21 protein-coding genes are annotated in these 24,455 nt (G+C 73.0%); 11 read left to right on the top strand and 10 right to left on the bottom strand.

What is annotated here, in order from left to right; translation table 11 throughout:
• Nucleotides 1–64: 64 nt before the first annotated feature.
• The gene (locus ACGFYH_RS02385) at nucleotides 65–421 is read right to left on the bottom strand and encodes an iron-sulfur cluster assembly accessory protein (RefSeq protein ID WP_328560028.1); all 357 of its coding nucleotides are present in this window, start codon (nucleotides 419–421) and stop codon (nucleotides 65–67) included.
• A 278-nt stretch (nucleotides 422–699) separates the two neighbouring features.
• Here ACGFYH_RS02385 and nadA point away from each other — a divergent pair, with 278 nt between their 5' ends.
• Complete coding sequence (gene nadA, locus ACGFYH_RS02380; RefSeq protein ID WP_393801242.1) at nucleotides 700–1,884, top strand: quinolinate synthase NadA; 1,185 nt, start codon at nucleotides 700–702, stop codon at nucleotides 1,882–1,884.
• 100 nt (nucleotides 1,885–1,984) lie between these two features.
• Here nadA and ACGFYH_RS02375 read toward each other — a convergent pair whose 3' ends face one another.
• The 5 genes from ACGFYH_RS02375 to ACGFYH_RS02355 all read right to left on the bottom strand — a co-directional run bounded on the left by ACGFYH_RS02375 (nucleotide 1,985) and on the right by ACGFYH_RS02355 (nucleotide 8,446).
• Entirely contained in the window at nucleotides 1,985–5,098 is a 3,114-nt protein-coding gene (locus ACGFYH_RS02375) for an efflux RND transporter permease subunit (RefSeq protein ID WP_393801241.1), read from the bottom strand.
• 179 nt (nucleotides 5,099–5,277) lie between these two features.
• Nucleotides 5,278–5,961: a response regulator gene (locus ACGFYH_RS02370; RefSeq protein ID WP_393801240.1), complete on the bottom strand. Its 684-nt coding sequence runs from the start codon at nucleotides 5,959–5,961 to the stop codon at nucleotides 5,278–5,280.
• A complete protein-coding gene (locus ACGFYH_RS02365) occupies nucleotides 5,958–7,178 on the bottom strand; it encodes a sensor histidine kinase (RefSeq protein WP_393801239.1) in 1,221 nt (406 codons plus the stop codon). The genes ACGFYH_RS02370 and ACGFYH_RS02365 overlap by 4 nt, the downstream gene beginning before the upstream one ends.
• A gap of 170 nt (nucleotides 7,179–7,348) precedes the next feature.
• Nucleotides 7,349–7,633 (bottom strand): hypothetical protein, encoded by a 285-nt coding sequence (locus ACGFYH_RS02360; protein WP_393801238.1) that lies wholly within the window; start codon nucleotides 7,631–7,633, stop codon nucleotides 7,349–7,351.
• Between the two features lie 21 nt (nucleotides 7,634–7,654).
• Nucleotides 7,655–8,446, bottom strand: a complete 792-nt coding sequence (locus tag ACGFYH_RS02355) for a PspA/IM30 family protein (protein ID WP_393801237.1) — start codon at nucleotides 8,444–8,446, stop codon at nucleotides 7,655–7,657.
• A 269-nt stretch (nucleotides 8,447–8,715) separates the two neighbouring features.
• Here ACGFYH_RS02355 and ACGFYH_RS02350 point away from each other — a divergent pair, with 269 nt between their 5' ends.
• The 3 genes from ACGFYH_RS02350 (at nucleotide 8,716) to ACGFYH_RS02340 (ending at nucleotide 11,486) form a co-directional block, all read left to right on the top strand.
• Nucleotides 8,716–9,354: a DUF3043 domain-containing protein gene (locus tag ACGFYH_RS02350; protein WP_393801516.1), complete on the top strand. Its 639-nt coding sequence runs from the start codon at nucleotides 8,716–8,718 to the stop codon at nucleotides 9,352–9,354.
• 83 nt (nucleotides 9,355–9,437) lie between these two features.
• The gene (locus tag ACGFYH_RS02345; protein ID WP_393801236.1) at nucleotides 9,438–10,139 is read left to right on the top strand and encodes a class I SAM-dependent methyltransferase; all 702 of its coding nucleotides are present in this window, start codon (nucleotides 9,438–9,440) and stop codon (nucleotides 10,137–10,139) included.
• 258 nt (nucleotides 10,140–10,397) lie between these two features.
• On the top strand, nucleotides 10,398–11,486 hold the full coding sequence (locus ACGFYH_RS02340) for a S1C family serine protease (protein WP_393801235.1): 1,089 nt from the start codon (nucleotides 10,398–10,400) through the stop codon (nucleotides 11,484–11,486).
• Between the two features lie 51 nt (nucleotides 11,487–11,537).
• Here the strand turns inward: ACGFYH_RS02340 and ACGFYH_RS02335 are convergent, their stop codons facing one another.
• Nucleotides 11,538–11,792, bottom strand: coding sequence for a hypothetical protein (locus ACGFYH_RS02335; RefSeq protein WP_393801234.1), 255 nt, complete (start codon nucleotides 11,790–11,792; stop codon nucleotides 11,538–11,540).
• Between the two features lie 181 nt (nucleotides 11,793–11,973).
• On the opposite strand from ACGFYH_RS02335, the gene ACGFYH_RS02330 reads away from it, so the two are divergent.
• Nucleotides 11,974–13,173: a bifunctional adenosylcobinamide kinase/adenosylcobinamide-phosphate guanylyltransferase gene (locus ACGFYH_RS02330; RefSeq protein WP_393801233.1), complete on the top strand. Its 1,200-nt coding sequence runs from the start codon at nucleotides 11,974–11,976 to the stop codon at nucleotides 13,171–13,173.
• On the opposite strand, the gene ACGFYH_RS02325 is transcribed toward ACGFYH_RS02330, so the two are convergent.
• Nucleotides 13,162–13,881 (bottom strand): class I SAM-dependent methyltransferase, encoded by a 720-nt coding sequence (locus ACGFYH_RS02325; RefSeq protein ID WP_393801232.1) that lies wholly within the window; start codon nucleotides 13,879–13,881, stop codon nucleotides 13,162–13,164. The two genes, ACGFYH_RS02330 and ACGFYH_RS02325, sit on opposite strands and share 12 nt — an antisense overlap.
• 174 nt (nucleotides 13,882–14,055) lie before the next feature.
• Here ACGFYH_RS02325 and cobT point away from each other — a divergent pair, with 174 nt between their 5' ends.
• The gene (gene cobT, locus ACGFYH_RS02320; protein WP_393801231.1) at nucleotides 14,056–15,132 is read left to right on the top strand and encodes a nicotinate-nucleotide--dimethylbenzimidazole phosphoribosyltransferase; all 1,077 of its coding nucleotides are present in this window, start codon (nucleotides 14,056–14,058) and stop codon (nucleotides 15,130–15,132) included.
• Nucleotides 15,133–15,580: 448 nt separating this feature from the next.
• On the opposite strand, the gene ACGFYH_RS02315 is transcribed toward cobT, so the two are convergent.
• Nucleotides 15,581–16,321, bottom strand: a complete 741-nt coding sequence (locus tag ACGFYH_RS02315; RefSeq protein ID WP_393801230.1) for a hypothetical protein — start codon at nucleotides 16,319–16,321, stop codon at nucleotides 15,581–15,583.
• Nucleotides 16,322–16,461: 140 nt separating this feature from the next.
• On the opposite strand from ACGFYH_RS02315, the gene ACGFYH_RS02310 reads away from it, so the two are divergent.
• Nucleotides 16,462–17,244: an adenosylcobinamide-GDP ribazoletransferase gene (locus ACGFYH_RS02310; protein ID WP_393801229.1), complete on the top strand. Its 783-nt coding sequence runs from the start codon at nucleotides 16,462–16,464 to the stop codon at nucleotides 17,242–17,244.
• Nucleotides 17,245–17,286: 42 nt separating this feature from the next.
• On the opposite strand, the gene ACGFYH_RS02305 is transcribed toward ACGFYH_RS02310, so the two are convergent.
• Nucleotides 17,287–18,075 (bottom strand): endo alpha-1,4 polygalactosaminidase, encoded by a 789-nt coding sequence (locus ACGFYH_RS02305; RefSeq protein WP_393801228.1) that lies wholly within the window; start codon nucleotides 18,073–18,075, stop codon nucleotides 17,287–17,289.
• A 246-nt stretch (nucleotides 18,076–18,321) separates the two neighbouring features.
• On the opposite strand from ACGFYH_RS02305, the gene ACGFYH_RS02300 reads away from it, so the two are divergent.
• The 4 genes from ACGFYH_RS02300 (at nucleotide 18,322) to ACGFYH_RS02285 (ending at nucleotide 24,237) form a co-directional block, all read left to right on the top strand.
• Nucleotides 18,322–19,845: a leucyl aminopeptidase gene (locus ACGFYH_RS02300; RefSeq protein ID WP_393801227.1), complete on the top strand. Its 1,524-nt coding sequence runs from the start codon at nucleotides 18,322–18,324 to the stop codon at nucleotides 19,843–19,845.
• Nucleotides 19,846–20,131: 286 nt separating this feature from the next.
• A complete protein-coding gene (gene lpdA / locus ACGFYH_RS02295) occupies nucleotides 20,132–21,520 on the top strand; it encodes a dihydrolipoyl dehydrogenase (RefSeq protein WP_393801226.1) in 1,389 nt (462 codons plus the stop codon).
• 63 nt (nucleotides 21,521–21,583) lie between these two features.
• Entirely contained in the window at nucleotides 21,584–23,404 is a 1,821-nt protein-coding gene (sucB, locus tag ACGFYH_RS02290; RefSeq protein ID WP_393801225.1) for a 2-oxoglutarate dehydrogenase, E2 component, dihydrolipoamide succinyltransferase, read from the top strand.
• A 209-nt stretch (nucleotides 23,405–23,613) separates the two neighbouring features.
• The gene (locus ACGFYH_RS02285) at nucleotides 23,614–24,237 is read left to right on the top strand and encodes a GntR family transcriptional regulator (RefSeq protein WP_393801224.1); all 624 of its coding nucleotides are present in this window, start codon (nucleotides 23,614–23,616) and stop codon (nucleotides 24,235–24,237) included.
• The last annotated feature ends 218 nt before the right edge of the window (nucleotides 24,238–24,455 follow it).

Here is a 24,455-nt window from a genome sequence, read left to right as displayed (position 1 = left end):
CGGTGGCCCGGGATCGTCCCGGGCCACCGCCCTTCTCGTGTCTCGCGCCTCGGTGCCACGCGGCTCAGCTGAAGGAGTCGCCGCAGGCGCAGGAGCCCGTCGCGTTGGGGTTGTCGATCGTGAAGCCCTGCTTCTCGATGGTGTCCACGAAGTCGATGGTGGCGCCGCCCAGGTACGGGGCGCTCATGCGGTCGGTGGTGACCTTGACGCCGCCGAAGTCCTTCACCACGTCACCGTCGAGCGAGCGCTCGTCGAAGAAGAGCTGGTAACGCAGGCCGGAGCAGCCGCCGGGCTGGACGGCGACGCGCAGGGCGAGGTCCTCGCGGCCCTCCTGGTCGAGCAGGGCCTTGACCTTGGCCGCGGCGGCGTCGGTCAGGACGATGCCGTCGGTGACGGTGGTGGTCTCGTCCGATACGGACATCTACATCTCTCCAAGGTTGTACGGAGACTGCTTGCCGACGGTTCCAACCGGCGGGGCCGCGGAATCATTCCGGGACGGACCCCGTGTCTTGTCCCTCGGCCTTCCCTTCATGCTCGCACACGCCCCGGACAGCGGACAGCGGCCGTGGACGGGGCCTGTGGACGGCGGCTCGGGCACCGGGATTCACGTCACACCGACACTATGGGCGTCGTCAAAGTGACGTGAACCGGTTATGATAGATAGCGTCAGTTCGACGAAAACTAGAAAGGGTGCGTGTCGTGACCACCGCCCAAACCCAGGGGCTCGACGTACAGCCGACGCCCCTCGCCCTGCTGCTGCTCGGCCGTGAGGCCGACCCGAGGAGCGAGCGTGGTGTGGAGTGCCCCGGCGACCTGCCCTCGCCCTCCGACCCCGACCTGGTCGAGCGCGCCCGTGCGGCCAAGGAGAAGCTCGGCGACAAGGTCTTCGTGCTCGGTCACCACTACCAGCGCGACGAGGTCATCCAGTTCGCCGACGTCACGGGCGACTCCTTCAAGCTGGCCCGGGACGCGGCCGCGCGCCCGGAGGCCGAGTACATCGTCTTCTGCGGTGTGCACTTCATGGCCGAGTCGGCCGACATCCTGACTTCGGACGACCAGAAGGTGGTCCTGCCCGACCTGGCCGCCGGCTGCTCCATGGCGGACATGGCCACCGCCGAGCAGGTCGCCGAGTGCTGGGACGTGCTGGCCGAGGCCGGGGTCGCCGAGCAGGTCGTGCCCGTCTCGTACATGAACTCGTCCGCGGACATCAAGGCGTTCACCGGCAAGCACGGCGGCACCATCTGCACCTCCTCCAACGCCGAGCGCGCCCTGAACTGGGCCTTCGAGCAGGGCGAGAAGGTGCTCTTCCTGCCCGATCAGCACCTGGGCCGCAACACGGCGGTGCGGGACATGGGGATGTCCCTGGAGGACTGCGTCGTCTACAACCCGCACCGGCCGAACGGCGGGCTGACCGCCGGGGAGCTGCGCGCCGCGAAGATGATCCTGTGGCGGGGTCACTGCTCGGTGCACGGCCGCTTCAGCCTCGACTCGGTCGACGACGTGCGTGAGCGCATACCGGGCGTGAACGTCCTGGTGCACCCGGAGTGCCGGCACGAGGTCGTGGCCGCGGCGGACTACGTCGGCTCGACCGAGTACATCATCAAGGCCCTGGAGGCCGCCCCGGCCGGTTCCAAGTGGGCCATCGGGACGGAGCTGAACCTGGTCCGGCGGCTGGCGAACCGTTTCGCCGCCGAGGACAAGGAGATCGTCTTCCTCGACAAGACCGTCTGCTTCTGCTCGACCATGAACCGCATCGACCTCCCGCACCTGGTCTGGACGCTGGAGTCGCTGGCCGAGGGCACCCTCGTCAACCGCATCGAGGTGGACAAGGAGACGGAGGCGTTCGCGAAGCTGGCGCTGGAGCGGATGCTCGCCCTGCCGTAGAGGGGTGTTCTCCACCCGCCCGTCCGTGCGGAGTGGCGCGAACGGCGCGGGTCCCGCCCGACCTTCAGGCCGGGCGGGACCCGCGCCGTTTTCCGCGGTCTCAGACCTTCGCGGGCTCCGGCTCGTCCGGGGCCGCCGCCCGGGGCGGGACCTGGCCCTTCTTCGCCGCCCGCTTCTCCGCGCGCCGCTCCTTGCGCAGCTCCACCATCGCGTAGAGCGTCGGGACCAGCAGCAGCGTCAGCAGGGTCGAGGTGATCAGGCCGCCGATGACGACCACCGCGAGCGGCTGGGCGATGAAGCCGCCCTCGCCGGTGACGCCCAGCGCCATCGGCAGCAGGGCGAAGATCGTCGCCAGGGCCGTCATCAGGATCGGCCGCAGACGGTGGCGGCCGCCCTCGATCACGGCCTCCACGACGCCGTTCCCCTGTTTGCGGTACTGGTTGATCAGGTCGATCAGCACGATGGCGTTGGTGACCACGATGCCGATCAGCATCAGCATGCCGATCATCGCCGGGACGCCCATCGGGGTACCCGTGGCGATCAGCAGGCCGATCGCTCCGGTCGCCGCGAACGGGATCGACACCAGCAGGATCAGCGGCTGGGCCAGCGACCGGAAGGTGCCGACCAGCAGCATGAACACGAGGGCGATCGCCGCGAGCATGGCGAGGCCCAGGTTGACGAAGGCCTCGTCCTGGTCGGCGGTGACGCCGCCGATCTCGGCCGTGGCGCCGGCCGGCAGGTCAAGACCGTCGATCCTCGACTGGAGGTCCGCGCCCACCGCACCCGTGTTGTCGCCGGTCGGCTTGGCCGTGACGGTCGCCGCGCGCCGGCCGTCGATGCGGGTCATGGAGACGGGGCCGTCCACCAGGCGCACGGCGGCGATGTCACCGAGCTTGACCGGGCCCAGGTTCAGGGCCTTGAGCTGGGCCATCGTCTCGGCGGGCTGCGCCGAGCGGATGACCACGTCGCGCTCGGTGCCGTCCAGGGTCGCCTTGGCCGCCGGGGTGCCGCGCACGGCCTGGGCGACTGCCGCGCCGAGCGTCTGGTCGGTGAACCCGGCCCCGGCGGCCTTCGCGTTGGCCCTGACCGAGACGCGCGGCACGCTCTGCGCCAGGTCACTGGTGACGTCGGTGACGTCGTCGAGCCCGGCGACCGCCTCGCGGACCTTCTCCGCGGCCTCGCGGAGCACCTGGGCGTCGGCCGCCTTGACGACGACGCTCAGGTCCTGGCTGCCGAAGCCGTCACCGGCGGCGACCGTGGTGGTGCCGATGCCGTCGAGCTTCGCCAGCCCGTCCTCGACGTGGTCCTGGACGTCCTCGTAGGACGCCGAGTCCTCCAGCATGATCTGGTACGAGGCCTGGTTGGTGTCCGTGCCGCCGCCGAAGGCGGCCATGAAGCCGGACGAGCCGATGGTGACCTGGTAGTCCTTGATGCCGTCGGTGCCGCCGAGCAGCTTCTCGACCTTCCTGGCCTGGGCGTCGGTCGCGCCGAGACTGGCGCCGGGCTTCAGCTCCTGCTTGATGCTGAGGACCTTCTGGTCGCCCTGGTCGAAGAAGTTGGTCTTCAGCAGCGGCGCCATGCCGAAGGTGCCGACCAGCACGACGACGGCGATGGCGACGCTGGTCAGACGGCGGCGGGTGGCGAAGCGCAGGACGGGGACGTAGAAGCGCTGGAGGCGGCTCCTGGCCTCCTTCTCCTCGGCCAGCCTGCGGGCCTCGGCCGCGTCCTCGGGGGCGCCCTTCGGGGGCCGCAGGAACCAGTACGACAGGACCGGCACGACCGTCAGCGACACCAGCAGGGACGCCAGCAGCGCCGCGGTGACGGTGAGGCTGAAGGAGCCGAACAGCTGGCCGACCATGCCGCCGACCAGACCGATCGGCAGGAACACGGCGACCGTGGTGAGCGTGGACGAGGTGACCGCTCCGGCGACCTCGCGGACGGCGTCGAGGATGGCCGCCCGGCGCTCCTCGCCGTAGCCGAGGTGCCGCTTGATGTTCTCCAGGACCACGATCGAGTCGTCGACGACCCGGCCGATGGCGATGGTCAGCGCGCCCAGCGTCAGCATGTTGAGCGACAGGTCGCGCGTCCACAGGACGATCAGGGCCAGCACCACCGACAGCGGGATGGAGACCGCGGTGACCAGGGTGGAGCGGATGGAGGCCAGGAAGACCAGGATGACCAGGACGGCGAAGAGCAGGCCGAGCCCGCCCTCCGTGGTCAGCCCCGAGATGGCCTTGGAGACCGCGGGACCCTGGTCGCTGACCACGGTGAGGGTGGCGTCGGAGCCGAGCTGTTCGCGCAGGCCGGGGAGCTTGTCCTCGACGGCGTTCGAGATGGAGACCGCGCTGCCGTCGTGGTCCATCGTCACGGCGACCGCGAGGGAGGGCTTGCCGTTGGTGCGGGTGAGGGAGTCGGCCTTGGCCTCCTCCTCGACGGTGGCGACGTCGCCGAGGCGGACCGGCTTTTCGACGCCCTCACCGGTGACCATGAGGTTCCGGATCTGCTCGATCGAGGTGAAGCCGCCGCCGACCTGGACGGTGCGGTTGGCGCCCGCCTCGTCGAAGGAACCGGCCGGCACGGTCGCGCCGCCGGCCTGGAGGGACTGGGCGAGCGCCTGCGGGCTCACCCCCGCCGCGGCCGTCCTGGTCTGGTCCGGCGTGACGGTGACCTGGACGTCGCGCACACCGTCGACCACGACCTGGGCGACGCCGTCGATGTCCTTCAGCTCGGAGACGACCGTCTTGTCGAGCTGGTCGGCCAGCGCCTGCTGGTCCTTGTCCGAGGTGACGGCGAGGACGACGGTCGGGATGTCGTCCGTCGAGCCGGAGACGACCTGCGGGTCCACGTCGTCCGGGAGCTGGGCGCGGGCCCGGTTCACGGCCTGCTGGACGTCGGCGACGAGCTGCTGGGTGTCCGGGCCGTAGTCGAAGGACGCCATGATGACGGCGTTGCCCTCGCTGGCGGTGGAGGTGACGCCCGAGATCCCGTCGACGGCCTCGAGGCTGTCCTCGATCGGCTCGACGACCTGCTTCTCGACCACGTCAGGCGAGGCACCCGGGTAGGGGGCGAGCACCGACACCATGGGCAGTTCGATGGTGGGCAGCAGCTGCTGCTTGAGCTGGGGGATCGCGATCGCCCCGAAGACGAGCGCGACGATCGACATCAGCCCTGTCAGGGCCCGTTGCGCGAGGCTGAATCTCGACAGCCAGGACATGGGTCAGGGTCTCTCTTCTGTGGCCGAGCGGGGGACGGGGCACATGGCGCGCCGGGCGCGGGCGACACGAGTGGGCGCCCACCCCAACACCCTGGGCCATGCGCGCCCCCGGTTCCCTAGACCCCAGGTCCATTTCCTTATGCGGCGCATACTCCCGCCGCAGTACACGCGGGTAGAGGTCACTCCACCCTCGGACGTACCAGCCCGGATTCGTACGCGATGACGACCAGCTGGGCCCGGTCGCGGGCGCCCAGCTTGGCCATGGCCCGGTTGACGTGCGTCTTCACGGTGAGCGGGCTGACCTCCAGCCGCTCGGCGATCCCGTCGTTCGAGTGCCCGCCGGCGACCTGGACCAGCACCTCGCGCTCCCGCACGGTCAGCGACTCCAGCCGCTCGGCGCGGGCCGGGTCGCGGTCCTCGTCGGCCGTGCCCTGCTGGGCGAGGAAGCGGGCGATCAGCCCCTTGGTGGCGGTCGGCGACAGCAGCGCCTCGCCGCCGGCCGCGACGCGGATCGCGCTGAGCAGCTCCTCGGGCTCCGAACCCTTGCCGAGGAAGCCGGAGGCACCGGCCCGCAGCGACTGCACCACGTAGTCGTCGACCTCGAAGGTGGTCAGTATGACCACGCGGACCTGGGCCAGGGCAGGGTCGGCGCTGATCATGCGGGTGGCGGCGAGACCGTCCGTGCCGGGCATCCGGATGTCCATCAGCACCACGTCGGCCCGCCGTTCGGCGGCCAGCCGGGCCGCCTCCGCGCCGTCGGACGCCTCCCCCACCACCTCCATGTCGGGCTCCGAGTCGACCAGGACCCGGAAGGCGCTGCGCAGCAGCGCCTGGTCGTCGGCGAGCAGGACACGGATCGTCATACGGGGTCCTCCACGGCATCGGTGCGGGTTCTGACCGGAAGGATCGCATGGACCCGGAAACCGCCTCCGTAGCGGGGACCGGTGGTGAGGGTGCCGCGCACGGCGGTGACGCGCTCGCGCATGCCGAGGAGGCCGTGACCGCCGCCGTCGGCCGACGCCTCGCCGTCCCCCGTGCCGTCGTCCAGCACGGTCACCTCGATGTTCGGCCCCACCCGTACGACGCTGACCTCGGCCCTGGCCTTCTCCCCCGCGTGCTTGCGCACGTTGGTCAGCGCCTCCTGGATGATGCGGTAGGCGGCCAGGTCGACGGCGGCGGGCAGACCGGTGCCCTGGTCGGTGCGGGCCACCTCGACGTGCAGTCCGGCGTGGTGGAAGGTGCCCACCAGTTCGTCGAGGCGGGCGAGGCCGGGAGCGGGCTCGGTCGGTGCCTCCGGATCGCCGGACTGGCGCAGCAGACCCACGGTGGCGCGCAGCTCGTCCAGCGCCGACCGGCTGGCCTCCCGTACGTGGGCGAGGGCCTCCTTGGCCTGGTCGGGCCGCTTGTCCATGACATGCGAGGCGACCCCGGCCTGGACGTTGACCAGCGCGATGTGGTGGGCGACCACGTCGTGCAGGTCGCGGGCGATGCGCAGCCGTTCCTCGGCGACCCGGCGGCGGGCCTCCTCCTCGCGGGTGCGCTCGGCCTTCTCGGCCCGGTCGCGGATGGCCTGTACGAAGGCCCGGCGGCTGCGGACCGCGTCCCCGGCGGTGGCGCCGATGCCGGTCCAGGCGAAGACGGCGAGGTTCTCCTGCGCGTACCAGGGCATGGGGCCGGCCAGCATGGCGGCGCCGGTGAGGACCGTCATGGTGAGCAGGCCGACCCGCCAGGTGGTGGGCCGGTCGGTGGAGGCCGCGACCGTGTAGAGGGCGATCACGGCGGACATGACGACGGGGGCGCGGGGGTCCCCGGTGACGCTCTCGACGACGGAGATGCAGCCGGTGACGCCGAGGACGGCCAGCGGTGCGCGGCGGCGGAAGGCGAGGGCGGCGGCGCCGACGGCCATGAGGGCGAGGCTGAGCGCGTCGGGGGTGCGCAGGCCCCAGCTGACGCCCTTCGGGCCGTGCGGGTCCACGAAGGAGCCGGCGACCATGCACACCAGGACGGCCGCGGCGAGTGCGGTGTCCAGCGCGGAGGGGTGGGCGCCGAGGGTGCAGCGGGCGCGGGCGAGGGTGCTCACGGCTGTTTACGGTAACCGGAGTGGGCTTGTCCCATGGGTGGGCCCGCATTCAGTGGGCGTCGGCCGGGGGCCGCGGCCCCCGGATCCGGTCTGTACGGCCTCGTCCTCGAACGCCGGACGGACCGAGAGACGCACACGCCACCAACACCGGGGAACCGAGCGGTCGAGACTCACGCACCGTCCGGGATGAGGCCGTCGTCGCTCAGGAACTCCTGGACCTCCTCCAGGGTGGCGTCCGCGGAGGGGAGGATGAGGTCGGACGGCTCCAGGCTGTCGTCCGGGAGCGGTTCGCCCAGTTCGCGGACCTTGGCCAGGAGGGCCTGGAGGGTCCCGCGGAAGCCGGGGCCGTCGCCGTTGTCCATCTCGGACAGGAGTTCGTCGTCCAGCTTGTTCAGCTCCGCGAGCCGGCCGTCGGCCAGCGTGAGCTGTCCCTCCCCCATGATCCGTACGATCATGTCGCCCTCCTAGGCGTGGGCCTACTGCTTGTCGAAGCGCGGGGTGTCCTGCGGCTGCTGCTGGGACTGCGGCCGTCCCTGCTCCTGGCCGCCCTCGATGGCCTGGCGGTCGGAGGTGCCGCCTCCGGCCAGCTCGGCCTTCATGCGCTGCAGTTCCAGCTCTACATCCGTACCACCGGAGAGCCGGTCGAGCTCGGCCTGGATGTCGTCCTTGCGCGTACCGGACTGGTCGTCCAGGGCACCGGAGGCGAGCAGCTCGTCGATGGCGCCGGCCCGGGCCTGGAGCTGGGCGGTCTTGTCCTCGGCCCGCTGGACCGCCAGGCCCACGTCGCCCATCTCCTCGGAGATGCCGGAGAACGCCTCGCCGATGCGGGTCTGCGCCTGGGCCGCCGTGTAGGTGGCCTTGATGGTCTCCTTCTTCGTGCGGAAGGCGTCCACCTTGGCCTGCAGGCGTTGGGCCGCGAGGGTGAGCTTCTCCTCCTCGCCCTGGAGGGTGGCGTGCTGCGTCTCCAGGTCGGTGACCTGCTGCTGGAGGGCGGCGCGGCGGGAGAGCGCCTCGCGGGCCAGGTCCTCGCGGCCCAGCGCCAGTGCCTTGCGGCCCTGGTCCTCCAGCTTTCCCGACTGGGACTGGAGCTGGTTGAGCTGCAGCTCCAGTCGCTTGCGGCTGGTCGCCACGTCGGCGACGCCGCGGCGCACCTTCTGCAGCAGCTCCAGCTGTTTCTGGTACGAGTAATCGAGGGTCTCGCGCGGGTCCTCGGCCCGGTCAAGGGCCTTGTTGGCCTTCGCGCGGAAGATCATCCCCATACGCTTCATGACACCGCTCATGGGCTTCGCGCGCCCCCTTCTGACCGACTCCAGCTCCAGCGACTGCAACAGAACCCACAGTACGGGCCCTGCCTCCATTACCGCACTGTTCGGGGACGGATGCGCTCATCCCCAAGGACGACTGCGTACGCTCCCCGTCCGGCCCAGGGAGTAGGTGCTCCCCGAAGCTGTCCGGAAAGTCCCGGTGTCCGGGGCTGTGCGCAATCCCCTCTGCCCACTTAAAGACGAGCGGCGTTGCCGGATCGTTCCCCACCGGACTGGGGTCCACACCCCGGCACCCCGTACCCTTGGGTTTTGTGTTCCGTAGCCGTGCCAAGGATGAGAAGGCCCCGAGCGCCGTCAGTGCGCCGCTGACCGACTCCAAGCAGCCCCGTGACCCGCAGGCCCCGAAGGGAAGGCCGACGCCCAAGCGCAGTGCGGCCCAGTCCCAGCGCCGCAGCGTCGCCACCACGCCGACGTCCCGCAAGGACGCCGCCAAGCGGCAGCGCGAGGAGCGCCGGACCGCGATGGCGCGGCAGCGCGAGGCGCTGGCCAAGGGCGACGAGCGGTATCTGCCGGCCCGCGACAAGGGCCCGGTCCGCAAGTTCGCGCGCGACTTCGTCGACTCGCGGTTCAACATCGCGGAGTACTTCCTGCCGATGGCCGTGGTCATCCTCGTACTGAGCATGATCCGGGTGGCCTCGCTGCAGAACATCGCGCTGCTGCTGTGGCTGGTCGTGATCGTGCTGATCGTGCTGGACTCGATCGTCACCGTTTTCCGGCTGAAGAAGCGGCTCGCCGAGCGCTTCCCCGACGAGCGCAAGCGCGGCGCGGTCGCCTACGCGCTGATGCGCTCGCTCCAGATGCGCCGGCTCCGGCTGCCGAAGCCGCAGGTCAAGCGCGGGGAGCGGCCCTGAGCACGACGCCGTTCGCCGGGGGTGCGGCCGAGGCCTGGACAGCGGGGCTGTCCGGGCTTCGCGACGTCCTGCGGCAGGAGCTGGTGGCCCGGCAGCTGGACGAGCAGATGGCCGGGCGTTTCGCCGTGGGCAGGCGGCTGCGCGTGCTCGACGTCGGGATGGGCCGGGGCACCCAGGCACTGCGGCTGGCACGGGCCGGGCACCAGGTGACCGGCGTGGAGCGGGACGCCACGATGATCGCCGCCGCGCGGGACGCGCTGGCCGGGCAGCCGGAGGGCATCCGGGAGCGGATGCGGATCGTCGAGGGGGACGGCCGGGACACCGGTGTGCACTTCCTGCCGGGCAGCTTCGACGTGGTGCTGTGCCACGGCGTGCTCATGTACGTCGAGGAGCCCGATCCACTGCTCGCGGGACTGGCCCGGATGCTCGCACCGGGGGGACTGCTGTCGCTCCTGGTGTGCAACGGCGACGCGCTCGCACTGCGCCCGGGCCTGTCCGGGCGGTGGGCCGACGCGCTGGCCGCCTTCGACACCACCGACTACCGCGACCGCCTCGGCCCCGACGTCCGGTCGGACCGGCTGGCGACGCTGACGGCGAAGCTCGCGGGCATCGGCGCCCCGCTGCACACCTGGTACGGCGTACGGGTCTTCACCGACACGGCGCCCGACGACATCCCGGTCCCGGACGACCTGGAGACCCTGCTGGCCGCCGAGGAGCGGGCCGGCCGGACGGACCCGTACCGCGCGGTCGCGGCGCTGCTCCACCTGTGCGGGGTGCGGGGCTAGGTCCTGTCGTCGAACTCGCGTCGTCGCCCGGAGGGCGGCCCCGCGGCGTCGGGTGCGTGCTCTCGGCGTGCCGGGTCCCGGGCCTCGTACCGGATGTACCCGGGTCAGGGCCCGGTACGGCGAGAGGGCGTGCACGACGCCGCCGGGCAGACGGGACTTCGACGACAGGGCCCGCGACGCGGGGACCGCCCCCGGCTCCGGCGCCCGTTCGGGTGTTCACCGGGGGCCGGGCTTCCGGTACGCGGTGAGACTCGGGGCATGGACGCTTCCCGTACGCGTGGTCCCCGGCTGCCCGCTCCGGCGGCCGCGCTGGCCTGCTCCCTGCTGCTCGCGACCGGCTGTTCCGGCGCCGGTCCGGGCACCGACCGGGGTGCCGGGAGCGCACGGGAGGGCGACACGGCGCAGGCCGCGGCGCCGCGCGCGGTCGGCGGCCTGCAGGCGGACTACGAACGGGTGATCGAGGACGTACTGCCGTCGGTCGTGCAGCTCCAGGCGGGCGACTCGCTGGGCTCGGGGATCGTCTACGACGACAAGGGGCATGTCGTCACCAACGCGCACGTCGTCGGGGACAACAGGTCCTTCCGGGTGACGACCGCCCGCAGCGAGGGTGCCCTGGCCGCGAAGCTCGTCTCCTCCTACCCGGACCAGGACCTGGCCGTCATCAAGCTGGACAAGGTTCCCGACGGCATGAAGGCGGCCCGCTTCGGGGACTCCGCGAAGGTCGAGGTCGGGCAGATCGTGCTGGCGATGGGCTCGCCGCTCGGCCTGTCCTCCAGCGTGACGCAGGGCATCGTGTCGGCGACCGGACGGACCGTCACGGAGGGCAGCGGCGGGGGCGGCACTGGCGCGACCATCGCCAACATGGTGCAGACGTCGGCGGCCATCAACCCCGGCAACAGCGGGGGCGCCCTGGTGAACCTCGACGGGCAGGTGATCGGTATCCCGACGCTGGCGGCGACCGACCCGGGTCTCGGCGACAGCGCGGCGCCCGGCATCGGTTTCGCGATCCCGGCGTCGATGGTGACGACGGTGGCCGGACAGATCATCAAGGACGGCCGGGTCACCGACTCGGGCCGGGCCGCGCTGGGCATCACCGCCCGTACGGTCGTCGACCGCGGCTACCGGCCCGCCGGGGTGGCCGTCGTCGAGGTGAGCGACGGCGGGGCCGCCGACGACGCGGGACTGCGGTCGGGGGACGTCATCGTGGGGCTGGGCGGCACGGACATCACCACCCTCACCTCACTGGCCGAGGCGCTGGCGTCGATGCGGCCGGGCGACCGGACGAAGGTCACGTACACCCGGGGCGGCGACGAGCGCACCGTGGAGGTGGCGCTCGGCGAGCAGTGACGGGGGCGGAGCCGCCCCCGTCCGCCCGGCCTCCCGCCCGGCCCCGGCCCCTCAGGCCTCGGCCTCCGCCTCCGTCTCCGCCTCGGCCTCCGCCTCCGCCTCCTCGGCGTGCAGGCTCATCGGGCCGTAGATCTCGGTGGAGTCCTCGAAGAGCCGCACCTGGTCGGTCCCGCCCTCCTGGAGGTCCTTCCAGTGCTCCCCGATCCAGGACTCGGCGTCCCCTTGCGTGGTGAACTCCTCCGGCTGCACCGCGGGCTGGACCTCCGTCCCGCCGGCCGTCTCGAACCGCCACGTCCATGCCGCCATGTACGCCTCCAAGATGTGAGCACATGCAGAGCGGAAGCCGGATCTTGGTCCGGCCTCCGAGCGCAGCCTATGCGCTGAGCCGGGTGGGCCGTAGAAGACCCGGGGACGAGAACGGCCCCGTCGCACGCCCCGCGGGGGGCTCGGGCGCGCATGTCGCCGGGCGACCGGTGAAAATCGGTGCGTGGACGTGACTCTGCTCGGCACCGGTGCCCCCGCGGGACTCCCCCGCCCCGACTGTCCCTGCGCGGCCTGTGCCGCGGCGCAGGGCGAGCACGCGCGCGCGGCGACCGCGCTGCTGGTGGACGGGGCGCTGCTGCTCGACCTGACGCCGGGTGACGCGTTCGCCGCGGCCCGGGCCGGGCGCTCCCTGGCCGGCGTACGGCAGGTGCTGCTCTCGCACCCGCACGACGGCCCCGCCGTGGAGGTGCCCGCCGGGCTGCCGCAGCCGGGCCGGGTGCCGGACGGGCGGGAGCTGGCGCTGTTGACCGGGCACCGGGTACGGGCGGTGGCACTGGACGCGCCGGGCACCGGGTACGCCGTGACGGGGCCGGACGGCGGGCGGCTCCTGTACGTGCCGCCGGGCGGCGCGCCCGCCGGTCTGGGGGAGCCCGCGGAGCCGTACGACCTGATCCTGGCGGACGTCGTGGGGCGGCCGGACGCACTGGCGAAGCTGCGGGCGGTGGGCGCGGCGGGCCCGACGACGGACGTGGTGGCCGTCCACCTGGACCACGACGTGCCGCCGGGCCGGGAGTCCGCGCGGCGTCTCGCGGCGGCCGGCGCGCGGGCGGTGCCGGACGGCACGACGCTGACGGTGGGCTCCTACGAGCACGTGCCCGACGTACCGCGGCGCACCCTCGTGCTGGGCGGTGCCCGGTCGGGGAAGTCGGTGGAGGCCGAGCGCCGGCTGGAGTCCTTCCCCGGCGTGCTCTACGTGGCCACCGGCGGTTCCCGCGGCGGGGACGCCGAATGGACGGCCCGGGTCCGCGCGCACCGCGAGCGGCGCCCGGGGTCGTGGCGTACCGCCGAGACCTGCGACCTGGTGCCGCTGCTGACGGGCGAGGGACCGCCCCTCCTGGTCGACTGCCTGTCGCTGTGGCTGACGGACGCGATGGACACGGTCGGCGCATGGGACGACGCGGAGTGGGCCGACGGCGGCGAACGGGCGCTCGGGGCCCGGGTGCGGGAGCTGACGGAGGCGGTCCGCGCCACCCGGCGCACGGTCGTGGCGGTGTCGAACGAGGTGGGTTCTGGCATCGTCCCGGCCACGGCTTCCGGCCGCCGCTACCGCGACGAACTCGGACGTCTGAACGCGGCGTTCGCGGCCGAGTGCGAGCAGGTGCTGCTGGTGGTGGCGGGCCAGGCGCTGGTGCTACGGGGCTGACGCGTCCTTGCGCGCGATGACGCGGTGGGCGCGGCTGCCGGTGAGGACCGTGCAGCCCCGGGCCACGAGTTCGGCGCTCAGTCCCACGGGGTGCCCGAGGAGCAGGCGGCGCGGGTCGGCGGCGTCGACGAGCAGATGCCCGCCGGGCCGCAGCACCCGCAGCGCGGCCCACAGTTCGGCCCGGGGGTCCGGAACACGCTCCAGGTGCTGGAAGAGGCTGACGACGTCGTAGCGGCCCCGGAGCCGGGCCGCGATGTGCGGGTCCGTCAGCCGGCCGACGAACGCCTCCTCGACCCGCTCGGCGGCACGGGCCCGCAGCACACGGCGGGTGGGGTCCAGGCCGTCGAACGAGGTGTACGGGAAGTGCGTACGGGCGGTGTGCGGGAAGTCGGCGTCGCCGGTGCCGACGTCCAGCCAGCTCTCGGGCTCGGGACAGTGGCGGATCAGTGCGCGGGCGGCCAGGCCGTGTCTCAGCCGGGCACCGGCCCTGACCGCGGGGTGTTCCGGGCCGGGCGTCAGCAACGGGTTGTGGAAGACGTGCCGGCAGTCCGAGCACCGCGCGAGCACGGACCGGTGGGGGGCGCCCTGCCGCGGCCCGTCACCGCGCGGCCGGCCGCGCAGCCGCCGCGAGCCGCACCACGGGCAGTCCTCGCGGTACGGCCCGTACGGGGGCACGGGAGGCACCGAGGGGGCGGGGGGTGCGGACATGGGCGGCTCCCGACGCGAGACGAGGACGTACGAGGGGGACGTACGAGAGGCAGGTACAACAATCCAGGCAAAACGTTACGTAGGTGACCGCGATCCGGGGCGCAACGCCGCCGCCCGGGCGCGCTCCCCGCGGGCCCTCCTCGGCGTTCGACCGGGGCCGGTACTGTTCGGCGAATGAGCTCGCTGAATCTCGACGACTTCACCGACCTGATCGAGCGCCCCGACGGCGGGGTACGCCGCGACGCGGAGGCGCGCCGGGAGCGTCAGGTCGTGCCGCCCGGATCGCTGGGCCGCCTCGACGACCTGGGCGAGTGGCTGGCGGCGGCGCAGTCCGCCGTACCCGTACGGCCCGTCGAACGGCCCCGGGTGGTGCTCTTCGCCGGGGACCACAGGGTCGCCGAACTGGGCGTCTCGGCACGGCCCGCGGGCGGGGCCGGTGAGCTGGTGCGCGAGGTGCTGGCGGGCGGGCGGCCGGTGTCGGTGCTCGCCGGGCGCCTCGGCGTACCCGTACGCGTCGTCGACATGGCCCTGGACTGCGACCCCGGGACGCTGCCGGCCGGGGTCGCGGGGCACCGGGTGCGGCGGGGCGGCGGACGCATCGACATCGAGGACGCGCTGACCCCGGAGGAGGCGGAGGCCGCCTTCCTGGCCGGGGTGGCGGTGGCCGACGAGGAGGCCGACTCGGGCACGGACCTGGTGGTGCTCGGCGACGTGAGCGTGGGCGGGACGACGGCGGCGGGCGTACTGGTCGCGGCGCTGTGCGGGACGGACGCGTCGGTCGTCACCGGGCGGGGCGGGCTGCCGATCGACGACCTGGCCTGGATGCGCAAGTGCGCGGCGATCCGCGACGCGCTGCGCCGCGCGCGGCCCGTCCTCGGCGACCAGCTGCGGCTGCTCGCCACGGTCGGCGGCGCGGACCTCACCGCCATGACGGGCTTCCTGCTGCAGAGCGCGGTGCGGAAGGTGCCGGTGATCCTGGACGGCGTCGTGACGGCCGCGTGCGCGCTGGTCGGGCAGCGGGTCGCCTTCCGGGCGCCCGACTGGTGGCTGGCCGCGCACGACAGCGGGGAGCCGGGCCAGGCCAAGGCGCTCGACCGGATGGCCCTGGAGCCGCTGCTGTCCCAGGGCGTGAAGGTGGGCGAGGGCACGGGGGGTCTGCTGGCCCTGCCCCTGGTGCAGGCGGCGGCTGCGCTGGCCGCGGAGCTGCCGCAGGTCTCCGACGGGAACGAGGACCCGGCCGAGGGCGCCTGACACCCGGCACCCACCCCACCCGCACGGGCGCCGCACACACCCGCACAGCCGCCGCACGGGCGCCGCAGGCACCCGCATCGTCACCGCACCGCACCCGCACCCGCACCCGCACCCGCACCCGCACAGACATCGCACGCACCCGCACAGGCGCCGCACGCACCCCGCACGGGCGCGCCGCACGCACCCCCGCAGGCACCCCACCGCACCCGCACCCGCGCAGGCACCGCAGACGCCGCAGGCACCCCACCCCACCCGCACAGCCGCCGCACGCACCCCGCGCAGCCGCGCCGCACGCACCCCCGCAGGCACCCCACCGCACCCGCACCCGCGCAGGCACCGCAGACGCCGCAGGCACCCGCACCCGCACAGGCGCCGCACGCGCCCCCACAGGCACCGCAGGCACCCCACCGCACCCGCATCCGCGCAGGCGCCGCAGGCACCCGCATCGTCACCGCGGGTCCGGGCGGCCGCCGATCCAGTCCTGGACGACGCGGCGCGGGCCGGACCAGCGGCGGTCGTGGTGGTAGGCGCGCAGCCGGGCCCTGGCACGGGCGCGCGGGCGGCGGGTGTAGAAGCGGCGGGCCCACGGCGACCCGGGCCGGGCCAGCCGGACCGCGCCGACCAGGGCCACGACGGGCACGATGACACCGAAGATCGCGAGCCGCGCCTTCCCCTTGGCCAGGGCGAGGAGGGAGAACAGGAAGTTCCCCGCGACGGTCGCGATGACGTTCGCGCGGTCCTGCAACTCGTCCTGGGACATGCCGTCGACACCGAAGGGCGTGAACCCGGCGAGGACCAGCCCGACCAGAGCCGCGGTGAGCACCACGACCTCCACGCTCTTGCGCCCCGCCTCGGTCCAGTAGACGTCGTCGAGGTGCAGGATCAGCGCGAACTCGTCCAGGACCAGCCCCGCCCCGATGCCGAAGACCACCGCCGCCAGCGCGGAGCCGAACCCGTGCCGGCCTCCGGCGACCGCACCGAAGCCGCCGACGACGGTGAGCACGATTCCCGGGACGACGTGGTGGATGTGCACCCCGCCCGCCTCGACGTTGCCGAAGGGGCCCTTGCCCGCCCGGATCAGACGGGTGACGATCCGGGTGACCACGAACGTCAGCACGAACGCCGCCAGCGCGAGGAGCAGCGGCAGCTTGCCGGGTTCCACGATGTTGCGCTGCCACCAATCTCCCATGTGCGCACGTTACGGTGATACGCCCGGCACAGCCGGGCCGCTTGCGCCGATCCGGCCGGGGGTCCGGGGGTTGTCCCCCGGATGACGCAGCGTCCCCGGGCGCCGTCAGCGCCCTGCCGGCCGCCGGGTAGTCTGCGCCGGTGCTCAGGTTCCCCTCCCCCGACGGCCTCCGTTTCGCCTTCGGCACCCTCACCGCGTTCCCGGTCGAGGTGACCCGCTGGGACCGGGACGCGGCACGCGGCGGCATGCTGTGCGCGCCGCTGGCCGGGCTGGCCGTCGGCGTCGCCGCCGCGGGCGCCGGGCTCCTGCTGCTGGCCCTGGGCGCCGGAACCCCGCTCGCCGCGGTCGCCACGGCCGCCGTGCCCGCCGTGCTCACCCGCGGACTGCACCTGGACGGCCTGGCCGACACCGCCGACGGGCTGGGCAGCGGCAAGCCCGCCGAGGACGCCCTGCGGATCATGAAGCAGTCGGACATCGGACCGTTCGGCGTACTCACCCTGCTGTTCACGCTCCTGGCGCAGGTGGCCGCCCTCGCACAGGCCTACGACGGCTCGTGGGCGCGGGGCGCGCTCGCCGCCGTGGTGTCGGCGACCGCCGCGCGGCTGGCGCTCACGACGGCGGCCCGCGCCGGGGTGCCCGCCGCCCGGCCGGAGGGACTGGGCGCGGCGGTCGCCGGGGTGGTCCCGGCCGGCGGGGCGCTGGGCGCGGCAGCGGCCGTCACGCTGGCCGGCGCGGCGGCGGGCGCGTACCTGGGCCCGTACGACGTACTGCGCACGGCGCTCGCCGTCGTGTGCGCCGTCGCGGTCGCCGAACTCCTGCTGCGGCACTGCGTCCGCCGCTTCGGCGGCGTCACGGGCGACGTCTTCGGCGGGGTCGCGGAGACGGCGGCCACGACGTCGCTGGTGGTGCTGGTCCTCGGCTGAGCCGGGACGCGGGGGAGGAAGGCCCGGGGACGAGGCGAGGGCTCAGCAGGCCTCGCGCCAGGCACCCAGTTCGTACTTCTTCAGCATCGAACTGAGCCGCAGCTCACGGGAGTCGGCGCAGAAGCGCTCCGTCGGCAGTTCGTACTCGACGTGGAAGACCGCCTTGTCCGCGTCGATGAACGGCTGGTTGTCGGCGCACTCGCCGTACTGGGCGCACTGCTCGTTGACGGCGAAGTCGAAGTCGTCCACCAGTTCCGGGATCTGGTCCAGGTCGTTCTTCAGGCCGACCGCCATCCCGCGGTCGTGGGCGAGCTCGGCGATCAGCCGGTTGTAGCGGAGCTGGTCGTCGGCGGTGAGCGGGAAGCCGGTCGCGTTCCGGTAGCCGTCCATGTTGTCCGGCTCGACGGCGTCGAAGCCCTTCTCGCGGCACATGTCGAGGCGTTCGGCCATCAACGGCTCCAGGACGTCCGTCGCGCGGATGTCCAGCCACCGCTCGCCCTCCCAGCCGTTGCCCTGGCCCAGTACCTCTTCCGGGAAGTCCCCGGCGTCGGGGCGGAAGTCCTCCCAGGCGCCGGTGGAGACGTAGCAGATGACCTTGCGGCCGTCGTCGTGCAGGCCGGCGACCGCGGACCTGGTGTGGTCGAAGCCGTCTATGTCGTAGACCGGCACGTCGACGGAGGTGTCCAGCCTGCCGCTGAGCTGCCACTGCCAGGCGGTGCCGGGCGCCGGGCGCCAGTGGCCGGGGCCGGCTGCCTCGTCGTCGCCGGGGGCCGGCGAGCACGCCGCGAGCAGCGGGAGGAGGAGGGCTGTCGACAGGACCGGGCGTCTCACGTAGGTGCTCCAGAGTGCGGGGGCGGAGTGGTACCCGGGAATGATCTCCCATCGAGGGCACCGCACGGGAAACCGCGGCACCGCGGGAGGGAGCGCGGCCGGGCGCGAGCGTAGGCTCGTGCCGAGTGTTCGCCTGCCCGGGCGAGGACCGCATCGCAGGAGGGATCTAGGGTCGGGTGTCGGGCCCGGTCGACCCACCCGCATTCGGCCACACAAGACTTCATACGGAAGCGAGATTTCACCACCGTGACTGCTCTCACTCTCTCCACCGCCGCGGCGCCGGGCCTCCGGGCCGACGCGATCGTGATCGGTGTCGCCAAGGGCGCCAAGGGCCCGTCCGTCGCACCGGGCGCCGAGGCCGTGGACAAGGCGTACGACGGCCGGCTCGCCGGTGTCCTGGAGACCCTCGGTGCGTCCGGCGCCGAAGGCGAGGTGACGAAGCTGCCCGCGCCATCCGGCTTCAAGGCCCCCGTCGTGGTGGCGGTGGGCCTGGGCGCCGAGCCCGGGAAGGACGCCGGTTTCGACGCCGAGGCGCTGCGCAGGGCCGCCGGCGCGGCAGCCCGCGCCCTGGCCGGCGCCAAGAAGGCCGCCTTCGCCCTCCCCCTCACCGAGGCCGCCGACGCCGGCCTCGTCGCCGAGGGCGTGCTGCTCGGCGCGTACTCCTTCGACGCCTACAAGGAGAACGGCAAGGACGCCAAGGGCAACGGCAAGGCCCCGCTGGGGGAGGCCGCGCTGCTCGGCGGCAAGCCCCGCGACAAGGCGTACAAGGCCGCGATCGAGCGTGCCGCGGCCGTCGCCGAGGAGCTGAACCGCGCCCGCGACCTGGTCAACACCCCGCCGAACGACCTCAATCCGGAGGCCTTCGCGGCGGTCGCGCAGGCCGCCGCCAAGGAGCACGGCATCAAGGTGCAGGTGCTCGACGAGAAGGCGCTCGCCAAGGGCGGCTACGGCGGCATCCTGGGCGTCGGCGCCGGTTCGGCGTCGGGTCCGCGGCTGGTGAAGCTGACGTACACCTCGTCCAGGGCGACGAAGTCCCTCGCCTTCGTCGGCAAGGGCATCACCTACGACTCGGGCGGCATCTCGCTGAAGCCGGCCGGGCACAACGAGACGATGAAGTGCGACATGGCCGGCGCCGCCGCCGTGTTCGCCGCGGTCGTCGCCGCCGCGCGGCTCGGCCTGCAGGTCAACGTGACCGGCTGGCTGGCGCTGGCCGAGAACATGCCGTCGGGCTCCGCGACGCGTCCGGGCGACGTGCTGCGCATGTACAGCGGCAAGACGGTGGAGGTGCTCAACACCGACGCCGAGGGCCGGCTCGTGCTCGCCGACGCGCTGTGGGCGGCCTCACAGGAGAAGCCCGACGCGATCATCGACGTGGCGACCCTGACCGGCGCGATGATGCTGGCGCTGGGCAACCGCACGTACGGGATCATGGCGAACGACGACGCGTTCCGCTCCGCGGTGCACGAGGCGGCGGAGGAGGCCGGCGAGCCGGCGTGGCCGATGCCGCTGCCGGAGCACCTGCGCAAGGGCATGGACTCGCCGACCGCGGACATCGCGAACATGGGCGAGCGCATGGGCGGCGGTCTGGTGGCCGGTCTGTTCCTGCGCGAGTTCGTCGGCGAGGGCATCACCTGGGCGCACCTGGACATCGCGGGTCCGGCCTTCAACGAGGGCGGGCCGTTCGGGTACACGCCGAAGGGCGGCACGGGTACGGCGGTGCGGACGTTGGTGCGGGTCGCCGAGCGGGTCGCCCTCGGCGATCTCGGGTGACGTACGCCTGAGTGCCCGGGGGTGCGGGTGACCGCGTCGACCGCGGGTCCGTTGTGGCTCGTCGCGCAGTTCCCCGCGCCCCTCGGGCGTCTCCCCCACCCTGGTGACAGGTGAACGTGGGTCGTCTCACACCCCGGGCCCCACGTCTCGTTCGTCTCCCACAAGTGCGAAGATGGAGCCCGGCAGGACAGGGCCCACCCAAGGGCCGAGAACAATGAGCGGCCGGACACCCGCCGCCGACCGGTCACTGGAGACCGGCGTGGCGCACATGCATGGAGGACGTGACGTGGCGAACGACGCCAGCACCGTTTTCGACCTAGTGATCCTCGGCGGTGGCAGCGGTGGTTACGCCGCGGCCCTGCGCGGGGCACAGCTGGGCCTGGACGTCGCCCTGATCGAGAAGAACAAGCTCGGCGGCACCTGCCTGCACAACGGCTGCATTCCCACCAAGGCCCTGCTGCACGCGGGCGAGATCGCCGACCAGGCCCGCGAGAGCGAGCAGTTCGGCATCAAGACGTCCTTCGAGGGCGTCGACATGGCGGGCGTGCACAAGTACAAGGACGATGTGATCGCCGGCCTCTACAAGGGCCTGCAGGGTCTGGTCGCCTCCCGCAAGGTGACCTACATCGAGGGTGAGGGCCGGCTGTCCTCGCCCACCTCCGTCGACGTCAACGGCCAGCGCGTCCAGGGCCGCCATGTCCTGCTGGCGACCGGCTCCGTGCCGAAGACGCTGCCTGGCCTGGAGATCGACGGCGACCGGATCATCTCCTCGGACCACGCTCTCAAGCTCGACCGCGTGCCGAAGTCCGCGATCGTCCTGGGCGGCGGTGTCATCGGCGTCGAGTTCGCCTCCGCGTGGAAGTCCTTCGGCAGCGACGTCACGGTCGTCGAGGGCCTCAAGCACCTCGTCCCGGTCGAGGACGAGAACAGCTCCAAGCTCCTGGAGCGCGCCTTCCGCAAGCGGGGCATCAAGTTCAACCTGGGCACCTTCTTCCAGAAGGCCGAGTACACCCAGGACGGCGTCAAGGTCACCCTCGCCGACGGCAAGGAGTTCGAGGCCGAGGTCCTGCTCGTCGCCATCGGCCGCGGCCCCGTCTCGCAGGGCCTGGGCTACGAGGAGGCCGGGGTCGCCATGGACCGCGGTTTCGTCCTCGTCGACGAGTACATGCGGACCAACGTCCCGACCGTCTCCGCCGTCGGTGACCTCGTTCCCACCCTCCAGCTCGCGCACGTCGGCTTCGCCGAGGGCATCCTGGTGGCGGAGCGGCTCGCCGGCCTGAAGACCGTCCCGGTCGACTACGACGGCGTGCCGCGGGTGACGTACTGCCACCCGGAGGTCGCCTCCGTCGGCATCACCGAGGCCAGGGCCAAGGAGATCTACGGTGCGGACAAGGTCGTCGCTCTGAAGTACAACCTGGCGGGCAACGGCAAGAGCAAGATCCTGAAGACCGCGGGCGAGATCAAGCTCGTCCAGGTCAAGGACGGTGCCGTGGTCGGCGTCCACATGGTCGGCGACCGGATGGGCGAGCAGGTCGGCGAGGCGCAGCTGATCTACAACTGGGAGGCGCTGCCGGCCGAGGTCGCGCAGCTCATCCACGCCCACCCGACGCAGAACGAGGCGATGGGGGAAGCCCACCTCGCGCTGGCCGGCAAGCCGCTGCACTCCCACGACTGACCTCTCCCGGTCACTGGGCGCGACGACACAGACTTCCGCAATTCGTAAGGAGCAACCGAAACCATGGCGGTTTCCGTAACCCTTCCGGCGCTCGGCGAGAGCGTCACCGAGGGCACCGTCACCCGTTGGCTGAAGGCCGAGGGTGAGCGCGTCGAGGCCGACGAGCCGTTGCTCGAGGTCTCGACCGACAAGGTCGACACCGAGATCCCGGCCCCCGCCTCCGGCGTGCTGTCCTCCATCAAGGTCGCCGAGGACGAGACCGTCGAGGTCGGCGCCGAGCTGGCGCTGATCGACGACGGCAGCGGCGCCCCGGCGGCCGAGGAGGCCCCGCAGGCCGAGCAGGTCGCCGAGCCGGCCCCCGAGCCCGCCCCGGCGGCCCCCTCCACCGAGCAGGCCGCCCCGGCGCCCGCTCCCTCCGCCGACGCCTCCGCGGGCGGTGGCTCCGCCGAGGGCACGGACGTGGTCCTGCCCGCGCTCGGCGAGTCGGTCACCGAGGGCACCGTCACCCGCTGGCTGAAGTCGGTCGGCGACAGCGTCGAGGCCGACGAGCCGCTGCTCGAGGTGTCCACCGACAAGGTCGACACCGAGATCCCGGCCCCCGCCTCCGGCACGCTGCTGGAGATCGTGGTCGGCGAGGACGAGACCGCCGAGGTCGGCGCAAAGCTCGCCGTCATCGGCGAGGCGGGTGCCGCTCCCGCCCAGGAGGCCCCGGCCGCCCCCGCCCAGCCCGAGCCGGCTCCGGCTCCGACCCCGGCTCCGGCTCCGGCTCCGGCTCCGGCTCCGGCTCCCGAGCCCACACCGGCCCCGGCTCCCGAGCCCACACCGGCCCCGGCTCCTGCCGCTCCCGCCCCGCAGGCTCCGGCGGCTCCCGCCCCGCAGCCCGCCGCCCCGGCGCCCGCGCCGGCCCCGGCCCCGGCCGCCGCTCCGGCTGCCCCGGCCGCCGCCCGGCCGGTGGACGACGGTGCCTACGTCACCCCGCTGGTGCGCAAGCTCGCCGCCGAGAACGGCGTCGAGCTGTCCACCGTCAAGGGCACCGGCGTCGGCGGCCGTATCCGCAAGCAGGACGTCGTCGCCGCCGCCGAGGCCGCGAAGGCCCAGGCTCCGGCCGCGGCCGCCCCCGCGGCGCCCGCCGCGAAGAAGGCCCCCGCCCTGGAGGTCTCCCCGCTGCGTGGCCAGACCGTCAAGATGCCGCGCATCCGCAAGGTCATCGGCGACAACATGGTCAAGGCGCTGCACGAGCAGGCCCAGCTGTCGTCGGTCGTCGAGGTCGACGTCACCCGCCTGATGAAGCTGCGCGCCCGTGCCAAGGACGCGTTCGCGGCGCGTGAGGGCGTCAAGCTCTCGCCGATGCCGTTCTTCGTCAAGGCCGCGGCCCAGGCGCTGAAGGCGCACGCGCCGATCAACGCCAAGATCAACGAGGCCGAGGGGACCATCACCTACTTCGACACCGAGAACATCGGTATCGCGGTGGACTCCGAGAAGGGCCTGATGACCCCGGTCATCAAGCACGCCGGTGACCTGAACCTGGCCGGCATCGCCAAGGCGACCGCCGACCTGGCGGGCAAGGTGCGGGCCAGCAAGATCAGCCCGGACGAGCTGGCCGGTGCGACCTTCACCGTCAGCAACACCGGTTCGCGCGGCGCGCTGTTCGACACGATCATCGTGCCGCCGGGCCAGGTCGCCATCCTCGGCATCGGTGCCACGGTCAAGCGTCCGGCCGTCATCGAGACGGAGGACGGCCCGGTCATCGGCGTCCGCGACATGACGTACCTGACCCTGTCCTACGACCACCGTCTGGTGGACGGCGCCGACGCCGCCCGTTACCTGACGGCGGTCAAGGCGATCCTGGAGGCGGGCGAGTTCGAGGTCGAGCTCGGCCTGTAGTCACCTCCCCAGTGGGCCTGTACGGTGCCCCCGCCCGGAGCTTTCCGGGCGGGGGCACCGCCGTGTCCGGGCCGGGGCACGCCGTGTAAGTCTCGTCTCACCTGCGTCAAAGCGCCCCCGTGCGCCCTTCCCGCCCGCCCTGGCGGCCGTATTGTCTAAGCGTCGATCGCCCCAGGGGGCCGAAGGGGCCCTCTCCCGAAGGAGCTCTCATGACCGCGCCCGTCGTCCACTCGCTGCGCGAACAGATCCGCGAGCACATCCTGGAAGGGATCATCAGCGGACGCTGGCAGCCGGGCGAGCGGATCGTGGAGCGTCGGATCGCCACCGAGCTGGAGGTCAGCCAGACGCCGGTGCGGGAGGCGCTGCGGGAGCTGGAGTCGCTGCGGCTGATCGAGTCGGCGCCGAACAAGGGCGTGCGGGTGCGGAATCTGACCGCCGCCGACCTGGAGGAGAGCTACCCGGTCCGGGCGGGCCTGGAGGCCATCGCGGCGGAGCTGGCGGCGGACCGGCTGGCCGTGGACTGCTCGGCCCTCGAACCGCATGTCGCCGCGCTGTACGAGGCCGACCGGGTGTCCGACGGCACGGGCCAGGTGCGGCACACGGTGGGCTTCCACCGGGAGCTGGTGCGGGCGGCCGGCAACTCCGTGCTGCTGCACACGTGGGAGGGGCTGGGGATCGAGGTGTTCACGGCGCTGTCGATACGGTGGCTGGGGACGGTGCAGCAGTCCTACGCGGAGGAGCACGAGGAGCTGGTCGCGGCGTTCCGGCGCCGGGATCCGCGGATCCCGGAAATCGTCAAGGCACACGTCCTGGGCTGCGCCCCTCGCCCCTAGTCGCCCCGCCCCCGCCCCCTCCTCCCTTCCGGCCCTCCCCGGGGTGCGCCCCCATACCCCCTGATTTCGCGCTGTTCCCCCCGCCCCCGGGGGGCGCGGGATTCTGTTCGACACGCGGCTCCGCCGCGTGGGCGCGATCAGCCACGTCGCGCCCGCGGACGCGACGCCGCCTGACCCCCGGGCTCATCCGCGCCGACCCCGCCTCACCTGCGCAAACC

The organism is Streptomyces sp. NPDC048392 (genome assembly GCF_043200575.1).
Taxonomy (GTDB): domain Bacteria; phylum Actinomycetota; class Actinomycetes; order Streptomycetales; family Streptomycetaceae; genus Streptomyces.
This window is presented reverse-complemented; position numbering and strand designations above follow the sequence as displayed.